We start from the raw sequence: 16,524 nt of genomic DNA, 5'->3' as shown, positions 1-16,524 counted from the left end.
ACTAAAATCTCCGCGTACCTCACCTTGCGAAAGAGCATGAGCGATGGCATTCAGACAAGGAAACAAAAACAGCGCCGACTACAAGCAACAAGTCATCGCCGAAGAGAACAGAACAACAGGTCTACTCAACGTCGTCGTCGCCCTGGCCATCGCTGCCGTCGCCTTCACAGACTGGAAGGTAGTCGTCAACATCTCCATGGGCTATCTCTACGTTCTCCCCATAGCCCTCTGTGCGCTGGTCAACCCACTTCCAGTCACCATCGCCCTCGCCATCCTCTGCACCGTCCTGCAAGACCTCTTCGGACCACCCGCGGAGTCGATCAACCTTAGGATCGCCCACATCGCGCTAGGCTTGACCGGCTTCCTGATCGTCGGATTTCTCGTCACCCTCATCGCAAGACAGCGCGAGCGCCTCGCGGCCGAGGTCCGGCGCCAACGAGACGAATATGAGCGCGACCTCACCCTCGCCTCTCAAGTTCAGCGTCAGGTTTTATCAAAGCCCCCAATCATGCCTGGCATCGAACTCGCTGCCGCCATGCAAACCGCTCGTCTCCTCGGCGGCGACTACTACGACTTCTTCAAGGTCTCCGACGAGATCGTCGATGTCGTCATCGCCGACGTCTCCGGCAAAGGCGCCGCCGCATCTCTTCTCATGCCCTCCCTCGCCGTAGCTCTCCGTCTCCACGCCGGCGAACTCAGTGGCCCTGCCGCCATCCTCAAAGACCTCGACGGTATCATCAAACAGATCACGAACCCCGCGACCTTCGTCACCATGTTCTACGCCCGCTTCAACCCATCCCGTCGCACACTCGAGTACGCCTGCGGCGGCCACAACCCACCACTCCTCCTTCGCCCGAAGACCGGCGAGTCGCTCCTTCTTGAAGAAGCAGGCCCTATCATGGGCATCCTCCCCGACGCCCAGTTCACCAACACCATCGTCCCACTCGAACCCGGCGACATCCTCATCCTCTACACCGACGGCGTCACCGAACAGGAGAACGAAACCGAAGAAGAGTTCTCACTCGACCGGCTAAAAAAACTCGTCCTCAGCAAAGAATCAGAGCCCGCAGCAAGCGTAGTCGCCGACATTGCGGAGGCAGTCTCGAACTTCGCCGGAACCACGCAACAGTCTGACGACCTGACCGTAGTAGTAGCAAAAGTACTCTAAAAAAAATGTCAGCCCCGACCAACGGGAGGACCAAAGCCGATCACAAAGCAGGAAAAGGTACACCCGCCACGAAGTGGCCGCCCCACGCGCAGTGGGCCGTCCGGCAGGACAGTAGCCTCACGCAACCAGCTTCAAATAATCCGGCTCATCCGCAATCGTCCGATACCGAAACTGCCGCACAATCTTAGGCCCCTTCAAAAAGAAGAGCCCCTGCATCTGCTCCCCATCTTCTTTGATCGCTCCGATTCCATGCTTGAAGATCGCGCCCTTCAACCAGCCCGCCCACACCGCAGGCTGCAGCAGAGTCAGAAACGGATTGATCCGCGGCAGCAGAAACACCGGATCCCGATAGATCTTGGCCTCCGGATCGCTCACCCGCTCCACGTCCCCAATCCCGTAGTAATCGAAGAACGGCTTCGCTCGCTCCGGCGTACCCAGATGAACAAACACCGGCCGCACCCCACGTCGCGCCAGTTCCTCACGAAGATCCGCAACATCGCTGATCGCCTGACGGCAAAAAGAACATCCAAAGTGCCTCAGAAAGATCAGCAGCACCGGCGAAGCCTCCACCAACTCCAACAGGCTCGCCCCCGACTCGGTATGAATCGAAGCAAACCGCCCCGCAACATCATCCGTTGAACTCAACCCAGCGCTTCCCATCACATGCCCCCGCTCCTACATCTTGCTACGCACAAACCCTCTCATTAAGATTTGGCGCACGCCAGCTTTTCCTGCTCAGACTCCCCCACGCGACACACCGTTTTTTCTGTCAAGCCCCCGGCGCTCACACAAAAGAAAATAAAGTGTCGTGCAGTGACGCCAAAACCCGCGCCAATCCAGCATCTCCGCGTCTTCGCCAACGTAAAAAATAAAACCCGAAACCGTGGCGCATTTACCCCTGCCCGCTCGCTAAACTATTAACAGTGGAATAACCACACAAGTTAGACTGAGCCAACAGGGAGAGATTGGAGCTAAGTCCTTTCGCTGGACGAATTTGGATGTAACCCATTTGGAATGACGAATTTGCCGGAATCAACCCCTCGTAAGTTGTTGATTCTGGATAATTTAGGCGAGGTATATAGGGGGGGGTACCCTATGCCGGTGCAACCCCAGGGAGAGCAGCACCAAAGATCTATGACCGACATCTACAGCAAGGCCCAATCCGCCGCCGACTTCATCCATGCCAGAACACCGCTCCTCCCATCCATCGGCGTCATCCTCGGCTCCGGCCTGGGAAACTTCGCCACCCACGTCAAAGACGCCACACGCATCCCCTACGCCGACATCCCAAACTTCCCACGGTCAACGGTCCAGGGCCACTCCGGCCACCTCGTCCTGGGCACCATCGCAGGAGTCACGGTTGCGGTCATGCAGGGCCGTGTCCACGCCTATGAGGGCTACCCCATCTCCGAGGTCACCTTCCCCACCCGTGTCCTCGGCCTCCTCGGCTGCAAAACCCTCATCGTCACCAACGCAGCAGGCGGCATCCGGACCACCCTCCAGCAAGGCTCGCTCGTCGCCATCTCCGACCACATCAACCTCACCGGAACCAACGCCGCCCTGGGCCCCAACGAGCCGCGTTTCGCCATGGTCCCCGGCGCAGGCCAGCGCTTCTTCGACATGAGCTCCGCCTACTCCCTCAAACTCCGCACCCTCGCCATCGAAGAGGCCGAACGACAGGAGTTTCTCCTCACCGAAGGCGTCTACCTCGCCGTCCTCGGCCCCAGCTTCGAAACCCCTGCCGAGATCCGCGCCTTCCGCACCCTCGGTGCCGACCTCGTCGGCATGTCCACCGTTCACGAGGTCATCGTAGCTCGCCACATGGGCCTCGAAGTCCTCGGACTCTCACTCGTAACCAACATGGCATCCGGTGTTCTCGACCAGCAAATCAATCACGAAGAGGTCATGGAGACCGGCCGCTACGCAGAAAAGCAGTTCACCAGCCTCCTCACCGCCCTCATCCCTCAGATCGCAATCGAACAGCTTGTAGCTGCCAAAATTAAATTGTAACCGTGACAGAACCAATTCCACAGTCGACTCCCGAACAGCTCACCTTACCCCGCCGCCCCTTCATCCTCGGCATCGCAGGCTGCTCCGGCTCCGGCAAAACCACCCTGGCCAGAGAACTCACCGCCCAGTTCAAAGCAACGCTCCTCCCGCTGGACTTTTACTACTGCGACCTCGGCCACCTCCCCCCGGAAGATCGCCCCTTCCAAAACTTCGACCACCCCAACTCCATCGAGCACACGCTTCTAGCCGAACACATCCGTGCCCTCGCCAACCACGAATCAATCAATCGCCCAATCTACGACTTCGCCAACCACACCCGCGTGCCGAACCAGACAGAACTCATCGCCTCAACAGAGTTCCTCATCGTCGAAGGCATCCTCGCCCTCCACTACGAAGCTCTCCGCTCCCTCTACGACTTCAGCATCTACGTCAACGCTCCAAACCAGATCTGTCTCAATCGTCGCATCTATCGCGACATGCGCGAACGCGGCCGCACCGAAGAGAGCGTTCGCGCCCAGTTCGACGCAACCGCTAAGCCAATGGCAGATCTCTACGTCCTGCCCTCTGCCACTCACGCATCCATAACCGTAGAAGGCACAGACGCCCTCGATTGGTCCGTCGAACAGGTCTTACAACGCCTCAACCAGCTTGGCGTCGTGCTCCCACCCCAATCGCGCCCCAACCCCTCCGCCTAACTCCTCATACATCTCCGCCACAACCGCCTGCGCCCCCTCCGACAACACAAATCGATCGGCCCGCTCAACGATCTCTTCGCCAAATCGAATCCGCGCTCGCAGCCCCCGCAGCCCAAGAAACCGAAACATATGTGAGACAAACTCCATATCGCCCCACCAGCAGACATCTTCGCCAACCGTCGCATCGCCATTCACACCATGCGAATCAAGCGTGTATCGCAGCGCCGCAGTCCGCAACGCAATCCCACCACTCAGCACCGAGTGAAACAACCCACGACGAAACGCCAGCACACCAGCTCCATCCGTCGTCGTCCCCTCGGGGAAGAACAGCACAGGCAATCCACTCCGATAAGCCTCAGCCATCGCCGCATTCACCGCAGGATAAGTCTTCGGTCTACCACCACGCTCCACATACACAGTCCCAGCCTGGGCCGTAAGCCAACCCAGCAGCGGCCAACCGCGCACCTCCGTCTTCGCCACCATCACGAACGGCTGCACCGAACTGTACAGCAGAATATCCAGGTAGCTCAGGTGATTCGACACCACAGCTCCACCCGTCGGCATCACGCCCTCAACGCCACACTCAAACCCCAACGCCCCGACAATCCGTCGACACCACCCATGGATCCACACCGCCCCCTCAGCCCCAATCTTCGGCCGCCGAAGCCTGCAATCCACAGCCGCCGCCAGCAGCAACGCCACGAATAGCCCACTGCGCCACAACGACCGCACCAGCGACCTGACCGACCGTGGAGCCGTCACTTCAGTATCCCTCAAGAAATCTCTTCGCCACCCGCGGATGCAGAGTCTGCAAATCCAGCAGAGTCAGAAAATCAATCGTCTTGAAGCTACGATCGATCGCAGGCTCGCTGCAGATCTTCGCCCCAATCGTCAGATAAGCTCGCAGCAACTTCGGCGCTCGCACATCAGGCATCTTTGTCTTCGCCGCAGGCAACGCAAACGCCGGCGTGGTGACAGTCAACAGCGAGCGGTCCACCATGCAGCTCTGCAGCGACTCATACACCGCATGCCCCATATCCGCATCCTGCGATGTCAACGAGCAGCATCCCATCATGTAACGACCGCCATTCACCAGCGCATACCGTGCAATCCCACGCCATAAGAGATGCAACACCTCAGACGAGCGATGTTCCCGGCTAATGCAAGCCCGCCCCAACTCCACAATCTGCCCGCGCATCGCCTCATACGGCCCAAAACAAAACTCCTGCTCGCTGTAATACCCAAAGTACTGCCCTGCCACATCCCCCATCTGCATCCGATACGTCCCCACAATCGCGCCAGAACTCAGATCCTGCACGATCATGTGGTCGCACACATCGTCAAAATGGTCCTTGTCATAGCCATCGACGTACGCCGACTCAAGCCCTTCATTCATCTCCAGGTTGAACACCAGGAAGCGCAGTCGAAAGGCGGCAGCCCGTTCTCCTTCAGACAGCGCCAGACGCACCACATAGTTCCCCGCTTCCAGTCGTATATCTTTCTTTGACGGCAACTCCGGGGATACAGCTCGATTGGGCAGAAGTACGATCGGCGACTCAGTGACTGTGAGCATCGACTCTCCTTACAACGTCCAGGATGTGCTGCGTTCGATGTCAGTCTGCTTTGTCTTCTGTTACAGAGTGTTCATAACAAGTGAACATTCGTTGAACAAAAAATGGTGCACCTCCCTACTCACCCCACCTTCACAGTTCCCGCCTGCCCCAACGCCGCAACTGCCGTCCGTGCCTCTACCGCCGCCTGCTTCCGGTGCAGTGCATCACCTGAAAACGCAATCGGCGCCTCCGCAAACCGAATCTCTGCTCGAACCCCGCGAAGACCTAGAAGCGCAAAGACATGCCCCCACATACTCCGTTCACCCCAGTAGCAGACATCGTCCGCGATACTCACGTTAGGCCCATTACTCACTCCAAAGTCGTACCGCACGTAAGCTGCCGTCACAGGTGCTCCTCCGTCAAGCACCTGCGCTAACAATCCGCTGTGAAACTTCAACAACCCACTCCCGTTACTCGTCGTTCCCTCAGGAAAAAACACCACCGGAAGTCCCGCATCCACCACCTCTTGCATCCCTTTGCGAGCCTTCATCGCAGATCCACCGTGGCCGCGCTCAACATAAACCGTCCCCGACATCGTCGTCATCCATCCCACAACCGGCCAGCTTCGAATCTCCGCCTTCGACACAAACACACAAGGACGCACCGCCGCAAACACAACGATATCCAGATAGCTAAGGTGGTTCGAAATCACCGCTCCGCGCTCTGGAAAACTCCCCACCACACTGACGTCAATCCCCATCCCGCGCAATGAACTTGCACAAAATCGATGCAGCCAATCGGCGCGCTCCTCTCGTGTCGAAGGACGCTTCAACGCCAACTCCGTGCCGGCCACCACAAACATTCCTACCAACCGAACGCTCCTCCCCACTGCCCGAAAAAAATTCACCAGATCGAATCCTCACCTTTCCGAACCTGCCCCACCCGCACAAACCCTCGTTGCGCAGTCTATCCTGTCATCAGTGCAACCCAGCGAATCCAACTCCAGCGTCTCTGCGCCAATTCATCACAGCTGGCTCTACCGTCGCGTCGTCCTTCCTGTCCTCGCACTACTTCGCATGGGAACATCCCCAGAGAAGCTCGCCTGGAGCATTGCCGTCGGTCTCCTCATCGGCATCAATCCCATCCTTGGCAGCACCACGATTCTTTGCCTCGCAGTAGCCTTTATCCTTCGTCTCAATGTGGCCGCCTCTCAACTCGGCAACCACATCGTCTATCCGCTCGAACTCATTCTCGTGATTCCGTTCATCCACATCGCCAGCCGCATCTTCCACACCGCACCGATGCCGCTCTCACCGAACGAACTCCTCCATGCCGCCCGCGAACACCCCATCGCTCTCTCCCGTCAGCTCTGGCTGTGGGAGTGGCACGCGTTCCTTCTTTGGGCAATCCTGGCCGCCGTCGCTATACCTCTCTTCGCCCTTGCTTTGACACCATTCCTCCGAAAGCTCCTCAAGCGCGTTGAACGCCATCAATACCCAATCCTGTCGTAAACGATACGAACAGTAAAAAATACCTCCGACTAATCCGCCCACTTGGAAGGTGGCAGTGGTTCCGCGCTCTTCACCCATGCCGAATAGATCAAATCTCTCAACTCAGTCGCTCCCGCAGCCAGCCGCTCATCGGTAAACGCCTTACCCTCCGGCGTTCCAGCACCCGCAAAGGCTCCGGTCTTTTCCAACTGATACGTCTTCTCGACCAGTGAGTTCGTATGCCGCAGATAAGCCATGTAATCGGTGAATATATCTCCCACCACTACTGGCTTTGCCACAATCAACGGAGCGACATCCGCAGGCTTCACATTCGCCGAAACATACACCGACTCAAACAGTGCATGAATCTTGTGCTCCGTCGTATACCCATTCGGATTCGGTCCTGTCCATCCGTTGTACTGAATCGTCGTATGCAGTGGTTGCGAACCATCTGCAACATAGTGCCCCAACCACCCGGCCAAAAACACAATCTCGCACTCCGACGGCTTCGTATCCTTATGGTCCAGCACCAACTGTCGATAGTCACGCATCGCGCTCTTCAACCGCTCCCACACTTCAACCGTCACATACGGTTGTAGCCCCACCTTCTCGGGCGTCAACGCCAAATCCGGATGCGACTTCTGCGCAAACGCGAGCGCCCTGACAAAGTCGTACCGCTTCCGCGGCAACTCCCCCACCAGATCCGCCCACTCAAGATCGATGAAGTGCTCCGAAAATCCTGCCGCATTCAACTCTGGTTCCAGCGGCGACTTCCACCGATCCGGCTCCGGCCCGTAGTACTCCAGCGCATCCAGCGCCTGCTTCGATCGCAAAAACTCCGGCACATCCGACGGCAGCGCCGCCCCCGCCAAGCGGTTGATCATCATGTGCCCATCCCTGCCCCACGCCAAACCCTGCTGAACCAGCATCACCGGCAGCAAAGTTACTGCCACCGCAACCCGTACAGAACCCATCCAACTCATCATGCAAAAAAGTATACGTGCCGGCACCGCAGGAAAAATAAATGCAGGCAACCCAAGCAGAGCACACAAGTCACGAAGTGACCGCCCCGCGCGCAGCGGGCCCGGCCGGCAGGCCATCTCAAACAGTAACGAACGCACCCTCAACAGCCACACTTCCAAACACCTGCCGATAACGCGCAATCTCCGCCTCCGGCCCCGTAGCCTTCCTCGCATTATCCGACAGCTTCACCGCAGGCCGTCCCTCCACCGTCATCAGCTTGCACACCAGACTGATCGGCTCAAGCCCGGTCTCTCCGCGCGGATGGCATCCGCGAAAATCATTCGTCAGCAGCGTCCCCCAACCAGCACTAAACCGTATTCGCCCATGAAAGTACTCATGCAGTCGCAGAATGTCATCTGCATCCAGCCCATCTGAGGCAATCAACCGCTTCTTCTTCGCATCGCGTCCATGGGCACCAAGCCACGCAATGTACTCATCCCCGGCAACAAACGGATCCTTGCTGTCACACCGCTGCCCCGTCCAATCCGCTACCCAATCCGGCGCGCCATCTAAAAACTGCGTCGTGCCAAACGTATCCGGCAGCATAATCAAAAGCTCTCCACCATAGCTCTTCTGCCACAACTCCAACACCCGATACTGCGACCGGTGCAACTCTTCATCATCATGCGTCAGCGCCGCCATCGCCATCGGCAACTCATGCGCATTCGTACCCATCGCCTCCAGGTCATGCTTGTAAGCAAGAAACGTATTCGAAGTTCCCGAAAGACTCGCCCCCAGCGCCACCCGCATCACCTGAACCACATACTCCTGCCACAAAAAGCTGTGCCGCCGCCGCGTCCCAAACTCAGAGATCCTCACCTCCGGCACCGTACGCAACAGCTCGATCTTCTCCCATAACTTCGTCTTCGCCCGCGCATACAACACATCCAACTCCAACTCGCTCAAAGCACTCAGAGCCGCACGTGTTCTCATCTCACTCACCAACGCCAGCCCATAGACCTCCCACATCGTCACCTCGGTCCACAACCCGCTGAACCGCACCACAAGCTGCCCATCTTCCTCGCTTATCTCATAGTCCGAGAGCCTGAAGTCTTTCTCCAGCCACTCCAGAAACGCGGGCTCGAAGATGCTCCGCGTCCCATAGAATGTATTACCTGCCAGCCAAATAATCTCCGACCGCCGAAACCTCAACTCCCGCACATGCTCCATCTGCTCCCGCAGCATACCCGCCGGGATCACCTCTCCCAGTCGCACCGACAGTGTCCTATTTGTAACTTCGGAAGTGACATGAATCTTTGGAAAGTTCTTCCAGATAAACTGCAGCATCAGCAGTTTGTAAAAGTCCGTATCGAGCAGCGACCGAACGATCGGGTCCAGCTTCCAGTTGTGGTTGTGCGCCCGCTCCGCAAAATTTACATTCACGTAATCATCCTCCCCGTAAGCCTACCAACTCGCCGATCTTTTCGAACAGCCAATTGGCATAGCTCCAGCACAAACTCCAACCCCAACGCCCCAATGACAACTGTCATCCCCCTTCAATGACTCAACTCACTGGTCGCCCTGCAGCTTCTCACGCACACTAGAGTAGTTCTTAGATAACGAAGGAGCCCCGATGACCACATCCACCAAAGCTCTCCGCCTCGTCGCCCTTCTCCTGCTCCTTGCCGGCGTCCTGTTGCTGCAAAGACCGCTCTTCAGCCAGACAACCACCGCCGCGCCCACCCGTTTCTCCTTCGTCATCGAAGGCGTCGCCCCCGGCAAAGGCACCAGCGTCCTCCTCATCCCAGGCCTCGCTAGCTCCCGCGACGTCTACGCTGCAGAGGCGATGCTACTCACCGCAAACTACCGCCTTCACCTCGTCCAGATCGCCGGTTTCGCAGGCGAGCCCGCCGGTCCCAATGCAACCGGCCCGATCCTTGCTCCCGTCGTAGAGCAGCTCCACCAGTACATAGCCGCCAATCACCTCCAACCCATTCCTGTCATAGCTCACTCTATGGGCGGCCTCCTCGCCCTCATGCTCGCCCAGGCCCACCCCGAAGACGTCAGCAAACTCCTCATCATCGACACCCTCCCCTTCTACGGTCTCGTCTTCAACCCCGCCGCCACAGTAGAAAACATCGCGCCCCAGGCCAAGATCATGCACGATCAGTTCATCGCCATGCCCAGCGACCAATTCGCCGCCAGCCAACCCCTCTTCACCAGCCGCCTTGTCATCTCACCCGAGGGAGCCAAGGCCGTTTCAGCCTCCTCCATCGCCTCCGACCGCACCGTCTTCGCCAACGCCATGCTTGAAGACCTCGGCACCGACCTCCGCCCCCAGCTCGCCTCCATCAAAACTCCGATGACCCTCCTCTACCCCTATGAAGCCGCCGAAGGCTCCCCCACCGACGTCGCCGCGCTCTACACCAACGCCTACGCAGCCAAGCCTAACCTCCAGATCATCCGCATCGACGACTCCCGCCACTTCATCATGTACGACCAACCCGCCGCCTTCGATAAAGCCGTCCAGACCTTCCTCAAACCCTGATCGATCAAGCCCTCCTCACCCTAAAAGCGCATCAACTCATCGCATCCCGGACGATCCCTGTACATCTAACTCCCATTCGAGAGATGATGGACCCCACGTCGCACAGATCAATGAAGTCCTGACTCTGACTAGCCGTTCGCCGACGCAAACCAGTCCAGGAACATCCGTTGAAACCCAGCACCGCAAGCATCGTGACCTCTCCCTCCCTCCTCGCCGAAACGGGAACCCGCGACTGCCCCGAGTGCATCTACCTGCGCGTCTTCAAATCCACGGTCTACGTCCGCAATCACGACCTGAGCCTGAAGTTCTACGTCGATCAGCTCGGCTTCAGCGTTGTCGCCGACGCCCGCTTCGACTTCGACGGCCGCTGGGTTGCCATCGCCCCACCCGACGGCTCCACAGTTCTAGCCCTCATCGCACCCCGGCCCGGCACTGAAAACTACAGGCTCATCGGACGCAACACCCAAATAGGCTTTCTCTCCGAAGACATCAACGCCACCTACGAGCAATGGAACGCTCGTGGCGTCCGCTTTCACCACCCTCCCCAGCAAACCCTCTTCGGAGGAGTCGTCGCCGGCTTCTACGACATCGACGGCAACTCCTTCGAACTCCTCGGCTCCGATCAGATCACCCGTGAGATCGAGCGTCAGCGCCGTCAGGCAGCCGAACGCATCGAAGCAGAGCGCCGCAGTGCGCAGGAGCTGGAAATCGCCAAGCAGGTCCAAGCTCGGCTCTTCCCCCAGACTCTCCCTCCGCTCAAAACCCTCGACTACGCCGGGATCTGCATCCAGGCCCGCCACGTAGGCGGCGACTACTACGACTTCCTCGCCCTCGGCAACCAGCGTCTCGGCCTCGTCATCGGAGACATCGCCGGCAAAGGCATCGCCGCCGCCCTGCTCATGGCAAACCTACAAGCCAACCTCCGCAGCCAGTTCGCCCTCGCCCGCGACGAACCCCAACTCTTTCTCCAGTCCGTCAATCGCCTCTTCTTCCACAGCACCACCGACGCCGCCTACGCCACCGTCTTCTTCGCCGACTACGACGACGCAAATTGCCGTCTCCGATACGCCAACTGCGGCCACCTCTCCGCGATCCTCCTCCGGCAAAACGGCCAGGTCGAACTCCTCCACCCCACCGCAACCGTCCTCGGTCTCTTTGAGGAGTGGCACTCCCCCACCGTCGACTGCCAGCTCTCCCCCGGCGACATCTTCGCCCTCTACACCGATGGCGTCACCGAGGCCTTCAACGAAACCGAAGAAGAGTTCGGCGAACACCGCCTCATCGCCGCGCTCCAACGAAACTCCCACCTTCCACCGTCCGAGATCCTCTCCGCCACCATCAGCGAAATCCAGCTCTTCAGCCCCCACGAGCAGCACGACGACATCACCCTCATCGTCGCAAGATGCACCCCCGTAACCTCAAAAAGTCCAGCCCGGCACAGCAATCCAACTAAACATGCTTGACCCCGGCTTACTATCTGTCATAACGCCCGGCAGCCTAAGCCAAACGTTTGTTAAATTCATATAAAACCCGCATAAATCCAGCCGAAAACGTTGATATCCTAGTAGAGCCATGCCTACAAAAAAAGAACTCCTCAAATCGCCCATCCAGCACCTCGACATCAAACAGCACAACGTCGTCCCCATCGTCGACGCGATGTCCCACATGGCCTACTCCGCGCGTGACACCGCCCGCGCCGCCAACATCTACGACATGATGCTCCGCGACACCGACTGCGGCGTCATCCTCTGCCTCGCCGGCTCCCTCATCTCCGCTGGCCTCCAGAAGATCTTCGTCGACCTCATCCGCAACAACATGGTCGACGCCATCGTCTCCACCGGCGCCAACATCGTCGATCAGGACTTCTTCGAAGCTCTCGGCTTCAACCACTACGTCGCCGGCGACGAGTACAAGTACGGTGCAGGCGACGCCGACCTGCGCGAGCTCATGATCGACCGCATCTACGACACCTTCATCGACGAAGAAGAGCTGCGCGAGTGCGACGAGATCACCCACCAGATCACCAACTCCCTTGAGCCCAGGCCGTACAGCTCCCGCGAGTTCATCCGCGAGATGGGCGCCTACCTCGCCAAGAACGGTAAGAGCCCACAGGCAGGCGGACGCGACTCCATCGTCCTCGCCGCCTACGAGAAGAACGTTCCCATCTTCTGCCCCGCCTTCTCCGACTGCTCCGCCGGCTTCGGTCTCGTCGCCCACCAGCACGAGCGTCAGGGCAAACCATGCGTCTCGATCGACTCCGCCAAGGACTTCTACGAGATCACTCAACTCAAGATCGCCAACCCCACCACCGGTCTCCTCATGATCGGCGGCGGCGTTCCCAAGAACTTCGCCCAGGACATCGTCGTCGCAGCCGACATCCTCGGCGTCGAGGCATCGATGCATAAATATGCCATCCAGATCACCGTGGCCGATGCCCGCGACGGTGCCCTCTCCGGTTCGACCCTCAAAGAGGCCTCCAGCTGGGGCAAAGTCGACCTCACCTACGAGCAGATGGTCTTCTCCGAAGCCACCTTGGCATTACCCTTGATTACCGGTTATGCCTTCCATAAGAAGGCTTACGCCGCCAGGACCGGAAAGAAATGGGCCACCATTCTTGACCGCGTTCCCGTCACCGCCTAGTCGCATCAAACGAATAAAAGGCCGCCTTTCCTCGGAAAGGCGGCCTTTTTACGCCTTTTTTACGCCTAAGTGCTTACGCTGCAATGTTGTCATCTCTGATAACCCACCGAGGTGTTATTGCCGCTACAACTTTATCTCTGTCATTCTCAGTTTGAAAACAGAATCTTCGATGCAGGAATAAGGACCCCGGCGGACACCCTTCCACTCACGCAGAGGCTTCTCTGTCTTCAGCAAGCAAGAACTCAGATCACCAGCCCAGAGCGTATTTTTCGAATCTTCATAACGGTCACCAAATTAAGTTACCGCTAAGCGATGTAAGAAGTTACCATTAGGGTCACTGGCGAATAATGCATATCCTTTTTGTTCTTGGCTACCTCTCACTCCTCGCCACTTCAGCAATTTTGCTGATCGCTTTCCTTCGCGCTCAACGGACAATACGCGACCTCGCCGAGCAACTGTCGCAGGCCCGTGAACAGCAGCACCAACACACGCTTCAACTCACTCAGCGCTCCGAGCTCGACACACTCAAAGACGAGTTCATCTCCACCGTCTCACACGAGCTGCGCACGCCACTCACCAGCATCCGCGGAGCACTCGGTCTGCTCTCCTCCGGCATCATCGGCGACGTCGACGCCAAAGCGCTCAACCTCCTTCGCATCGCCGTCACCAACACCGATCGTCTCATCCGCCTCATCAACGACATCCTCGACCTCGAGCGAATGGAGTCCGGCCGCGCCCCTCTGCAGATTCGCCGCTGCTCTCTGCGCGATCTCGCCCAGCAGGCCATCGACACCATGACTGCCATGGCCGACGCCAATACCGTCCACCTCGTTCTCGAACCATCCACAGTCGCTCAGGCAGCCTATCCCGAAGCGCTCTTCTTCGACGGCGACGCAGACCGCATCCTGCAGGTCCTCACCAATCTCCTCTCCAACGCCATCAAGTTCTCTCCGGCAGCCTCAACAGTTCGTGTCCACACCGAAGCCGCATCCGACTCCATCCTCCTCAAGGTCGTCGACGAAGGCCGCGGCATCCCCTCCGACAAACTCGACACCATCTTTGACCGCTTCCAGCAGATCGAACCCTCCGACGCCCGCCAGAAAGGCGGCACCGGCCTCGGCCTCGCCATCTGCCGCAGCATCGTCCAGCAGCACAGCGGCTCCATCTGGGCACAGCGCAACCTCGGCCCTGGAACCACGATGTACATGATGCTTCCCCGCACCACCCGTGCGACCGACGTCCCCCTCCCCACCTCTGTACCCCGCGGCGAAGGCGCCATCCTGGTCTGCGACGACGACGCCGGCATCCGCACGGTAGTCGCCGAGCACCTCACCCGTCAGGGTTACACCGTCATCGAAGCCACATCAGGCGAGCAGGCACTCGTCCTCGCAGCCGAACACCACGTCGAAGCAATCCTCCTCGACCTCTACATGCCTGGCCTCAGCGGTTGGGAGACCCTCCAGCGCCTCCGCAACAACCCCGTCACCGCGAACATCCCCGTCGTGGTCCTAAGCGTTCTCTCCTCGACCCTTCGCCCCCAACTCACCGGCGACGCCCAGGGTTGGGTCCAGAAACCCTTCAACGAAAACCTCCTCTTCGCCGAACTCGGTCGCGTCCTCCACCATGGCGAAGGCCCCGCCTACGTCCTGCTCGTCGAAGACGACGAAGACCTCGCCAGCGTCCTCTCCGCAAGCTTCGAAGACGCCGCCGTCCACATCGATCACGCCGCCACCCGGCAGCAGGCCATCCGCCAGTGCATCACCCGCCCGCCCGATCTTCTCATCCTCGACCTCACCCTTCCCGACGGCGACGGCTTCTCTCTCGTCGAATGGCTCCGTCAGCAACCGACCCTCCGCTCCCTGCCCCTGGTCGTCTACTCCGGCCGCGAGATCTCCGAGACCGAGATGGCCAAGCTCCGCCTCGGACCCACCGAGTTCCTCACCAAGGCCAAAGTGCAGCCGCAGGAGGTCGAAGAGCTCGTCCTCTCCATGGTGCATCGCATCCGCACCAAGTTCGCCGACCTGACCACCGCAGGTCCCGCCGCCTAGCAAATCTCTGATGTCGCTTCATGAACGTCGGGAACTGGGGTGAAAACTGCCATCACAGCCACTCCCTAACCCTTTTGTAAAACTGTTGTCATTCTGAGCGCAGCAAAGAACCCCCGCATTTGGCTTTTGTCGTTGCGGTTGTCTGTTTCCTTGTCCTCAAAACCGACTCCCACTTATCCGCCAGGCAGGAAACCCCCAAGGCAACTCCACTAACCCGCAGCGCATGAGAGAATAAGTCTTTCCATGCGACGCATTCTCATCATCGACGACGAAGACGACATTCGTGAGGTCGCCGCTCTCTCTCTGGAAGCGACTGCCGGCTGGGAGATCCTCACCGCCAGCTCCGGCGCCGAAGGTATCTCCGTCGCGACCGCCCAGCAGCCGGACGCGATCCTCATGGACGTCATGATGCCCGGTGTCGACGGCCCCACCACCTTCAGCAAAATGCAACAAACCCCAGCCATCGCGAATATCCCCGTCCTTCTACTGACCGCGAAGGTTCAGGGGGTCGATCAACGCCGCTTTGCCGGACTCGGTCTCGCCGGAATCCTCTTCAAACCCTTTGACCCCCTCACCCTCGCCGAGCAGATCTCCGAAGCCCTCGGCTGGAAAGACTTGTAGTCCCCCAGAAGCACTGTCCCTAGTCTCTCCCCATTACCTTCCCCGCAAAGCTCGCATTCTTTCCTCGCAACCGTAACAATCCGCAGTAAACTGACCCCTGTATGCTGATGGAGCCATCTGCCGGCTCCATCAAAGCCGCCGATCCAATGAAGAAACCCGACCAGATCGACACCGTCCTCGCAAGCCTCTGGCAAAAGAATCTCCCCACCCTGCGCGAGCGCCTCGACCTCATCGATCGCACCGCATCGATCGCGGCCTCCGGCACCATCCCCGAAGCTCCACGTCTCGAGGCCTACAACATCGCCCACAAGCTCACCGGCTCCCTCGGCATGTTCGGCTATCAACAAGGCACCGAGATCGCTCGCAAGATCGAGCACATCCTCAAAGATCCCACCCCCAACCAGCTCACCACGCTTCCCGAACTCGCAAAAGATCTCCGCAGCTCCCTCGCCTCAGGTCTCTAAGCTCAGCCCTGTAAGCTCACTTCGCCCGCCGCCTGCTGCGTCACCCGATACACAAACCGCACCGCACGGCCCATCTCGATGTCGTCGAGAGTAAGCCCATCCGACTTGTAACCGACAATTGTTCCATCATCCGTTACATATTTATCAACTGCCGCCTTAATGTAGGCGAAGTCCTGACCATTCGCAGTAGCATGCCACTCCGCGGCCATTCCATCCAGCAGAACACCCTCTTCATATCCCCACTCCCCCGGATGCCCTGTCGTCGAAATCACTCCCTCAGGCCACTGCTTGCTGAATACGCTCACCAAGCATAAGCCACCATCA

Annotated in this window: 17 protein-coding genes; 10 read left to right on the top strand and 7 right to left on the bottom strand. The window is 58.9% G+C overall.

Going from position 1 to position 16,524, the window contains the following annotated elements; translation table 11 throughout:
* Positions 1–43 precede the first annotated feature (43 nt).
* Complete coding sequence (locus RBB82_RS18330; RefSeq protein WP_433972185.1) at positions 44–1,168, top strand: PP2C family protein-serine/threonine phosphatase; 1,125 nt, start codon at positions 44–46, stop codon at positions 1,166–1,168.
* Between the two features lie 117 nt (positions 1,169–1,285).
* Here RBB82_RS18330 and RBB82_RS18325 read toward each other — a convergent pair whose 3' ends face one another.
* Positions 1,286–1,831, bottom strand: a complete 546-nt coding sequence (locus RBB82_RS18325) for a redoxin domain-containing protein (protein WP_433972184.1) — start codon at positions 1,829–1,831, stop codon at positions 1,286–1,288.
* A gap of 471 nt (positions 1,832–2,302) precedes the next feature.
* On the opposite strand from RBB82_RS18325, the gene RBB82_RS18320 reads away from it, so the two are divergent.
* Positions 2,303–3,178, top strand: coding sequence for a purine-nucleoside phosphorylase (locus tag RBB82_RS18320; RefSeq protein ID WP_433972183.1), 876 nt, complete (start codon positions 2,303–2,305; stop codon positions 3,176–3,178).
* Positions 3,179–3,180: 2 nt separating this feature from the next.
* Positions 3,181–3,873: a uridine kinase gene (gene udk, locus RBB82_RS18315; protein WP_433972182.1), complete on the top strand. Its 693-nt coding sequence runs from the start codon at positions 3,181–3,183 to the stop codon at positions 3,871–3,873.
* Here udk and RBB82_RS18310 read toward each other — a convergent pair.
* From RBB82_RS18310 to RBB82_RS18300, 3 genes are all read right to left on the bottom strand, one after another.
* Positions 3,808–4,650, bottom strand: a complete 843-nt coding sequence (locus RBB82_RS18310) for a lysophospholipid acyltransferase family protein (RefSeq protein WP_433972181.1) — start codon at positions 4,648–4,650, stop codon at positions 3,808–3,810. The genes udk and RBB82_RS18310 overlap by 66 nt on opposite strands.
* Entirely contained in the window at positions 4,637–5,446 is an 810-nt protein-coding gene (locus RBB82_RS18305) for a GNAT family N-acetyltransferase (RefSeq protein ID WP_433972180.1), read from the bottom strand. Before RBB82_RS18305 ends, RBB82_RS18310 begins: the two co-directional genes overlap by 14 nt.
* Positions 5,447–5,565: 119 nt before the next feature.
* Positions 5,566–6,288, bottom strand: coding sequence for a lysophospholipid acyltransferase family protein (locus tag RBB82_RS18300; RefSeq protein WP_433975409.1), 723 nt, complete (start codon positions 6,286–6,288; stop codon positions 5,566–5,568).
* Positions 6,289–6,406: 118 nt separating this feature from the next.
* On the opposite strand from RBB82_RS18300, the gene RBB82_RS18295 reads away from it, so the two are divergent.
* Positions 6,407–6,937, top strand: a complete 531-nt coding sequence (locus tag RBB82_RS18295) for a DUF2062 domain-containing protein (RefSeq protein ID WP_433972179.1) — start codon at positions 6,407–6,409, stop codon at positions 6,935–6,937.
* Positions 6,938–6,966: 29 nt separating this feature from the next.
* On the opposite strand, the gene RBB82_RS18290 is transcribed toward RBB82_RS18295, so the two are convergent.
* Positions 6,967–7,890, bottom strand: coding sequence for a nuclease (locus RBB82_RS18290; RefSeq protein ID WP_433972178.1), 924 nt, complete (start codon positions 7,888–7,890; stop codon positions 6,967–6,969).
* A gap of 127 nt (positions 7,891–8,017) precedes the next feature.
* The gene (gene pncB / locus RBB82_RS18285) at positions 8,018–9,322 is read right to left on the bottom strand and encodes a nicotinate phosphoribosyltransferase (protein WP_433972177.1); all 1,305 of its coding nucleotides are present in this window, start codon (positions 9,320–9,322) and stop codon (positions 8,018–8,020) included.
* Between the two features lie 190 nt (positions 9,323–9,512).
* Between pncB and RBB82_RS18280 the strand changes: the two genes are divergently transcribed.
* From RBB82_RS18280 to RBB82_RS18255, 6 genes are all read left to right on the top strand, one after another.
* Entirely contained in the window at positions 9,513–10,427 is a 915-nt protein-coding gene (locus RBB82_RS18280; protein ID WP_433972176.1) for an alpha/beta fold hydrolase, read from the top strand.
* 167 nt (positions 10,428–10,594) lie between these two features.
* Positions 10,595–11,890, top strand: a complete 1,296-nt coding sequence (locus RBB82_RS18275) for a PP2C family protein-serine/threonine phosphatase (RefSeq protein ID WP_433972175.1) — start codon at positions 10,595–10,597, stop codon at positions 11,888–11,890.
* Between the two features lie 109 nt (positions 11,891–11,999).
* On the top strand, positions 12,000–13,067 hold the full coding sequence (locus RBB82_RS18270) for a 1,9-bis(guanidino)-5-aza-nonane synthase (protein WP_433972174.1): 1,068 nt from the start codon (positions 12,000–12,002) through the stop codon (positions 13,065–13,067).
* 347 nt (positions 13,068–13,414) lie between these two features.
* A complete protein-coding gene (locus tag RBB82_RS18265; RefSeq protein ID WP_433972173.1) occupies positions 13,415–15,115 on the top strand; it encodes an ATP-binding response regulator in 1,701 nt (566 codons plus the stop codon).
* A 243-nt stretch (positions 15,116–15,358) separates the two neighbouring features.
* The gene (locus RBB82_RS18260; protein WP_433972172.1) at positions 15,359–15,736 is read left to right on the top strand and encodes a response regulator; all 378 of its coding nucleotides are present in this window, start codon (positions 15,359–15,361) and stop codon (positions 15,734–15,736) included.
* 101 nt (positions 15,737–15,837) lie between these two features.
* On the top strand, positions 15,838–16,200 hold the full coding sequence (locus RBB82_RS18255) for an Hpt domain-containing protein (protein ID WP_433972171.1): 363 nt from the start codon (positions 15,838–15,840) through the stop codon (positions 16,198–16,200).
* A 2-nt stretch (positions 16,201–16,202) separates the two neighbouring features.
* Here the strand turns inward: RBB82_RS18255 and RBB82_RS18250 are convergent, their stop codons facing one another.
* The gene (locus RBB82_RS18250; protein WP_433972170.1) at positions 16,203–16,505 is read right to left on the bottom strand and encodes a glycoside hydrolase family 88 protein; all 303 of its coding nucleotides are present in this window, start codon (positions 16,503–16,505) and stop codon (positions 16,203–16,205) included.
* Between the last annotated feature and the right edge of the window lie 19 nt (positions 16,506–16,524).

It is taken from the genome of Tunturiibacter lichenicola (assembly GCF_051013355.1).
GTDB classification, from domain to species: Bacteria; Acidobacteriota; Terriglobia; order Terriglobales; family Acidobacteriaceae; genus Edaphobacter; species Edaphobacter lichenicola_F.
The sequence above is the reverse complement of the archived record's forward strand: the minus strand, read 5'-3'. Positions and strand labels throughout refer to the sequence as shown.

Bases quoted from the DNA above. Each gene is read 5' to 3' on its own strand.
- RBB82_RS18300 (WP_433975409.1), bottom strand. From the start codon at position 6,288: ATGTTTGTGGTGGCCGGCACGGAGTTGGCGTTGAAGCGTCCTTCGACA.
- RBB82_RS18270 (WP_433972174.1), top strand. From the start codon at position 12,000: ATGCCTACAAAAAAAGAACTCCTCAAATCGCCCATCCAGCACCTCGAC.
- RBB82_RS18320 (WP_433972183.1), top strand. From the start codon at position 2,303: ATGACCGACATCTACAGCAAGGCCCAATCCGCCGCCGACTTCATCCAT.
- RBB82_RS18330 (WP_433972185.1), top strand. From the start codon at position 44: ATGGCATTCAGACAAGGAAACAAAAACAGCGCCGACTACAAGCAACAA.
- RBB82_RS18280 (WP_433972176.1), top strand. From the start codon at position 9,513: ATGACCACATCCACCAAAGCTCTCCGCCTCGTCGCCCTTCTCCTGCTC.
- RBB82_RS18260 (WP_433972172.1), top strand. From the start codon at position 15,359: ATGCGACGCATTCTCATCATCGACGACGAAGACGACATTCGTGAGGTC.
- RBB82_RS18290 (WP_433972178.1), bottom strand. From the start codon at position 7,890: ATGGGTTCTGTACGGGTTGCGGTGGCAGTAACTTTGCTGCCGGTGATG.
- RBB82_RS18305 (WP_433972180.1), bottom strand. From the start codon at position 5,446: ATGCTCACAGTCACTGAGTCGCCGATCGTACTTCTGCCCAATCGAGCT.
- RBB82_RS18255 (WP_433972171.1), top strand. From the start codon at position 15,838: ATGCTGATGGAGCCATCTGCCGGCTCCATCAAAGCCGCCGATCCAATG.
- RBB82_RS18265 (WP_433972173.1), top strand. From the start codon at position 13,415: ATGCATATCCTTTTTGTTCTTGGCTACCTCTCACTCCTCGCCACTTCA.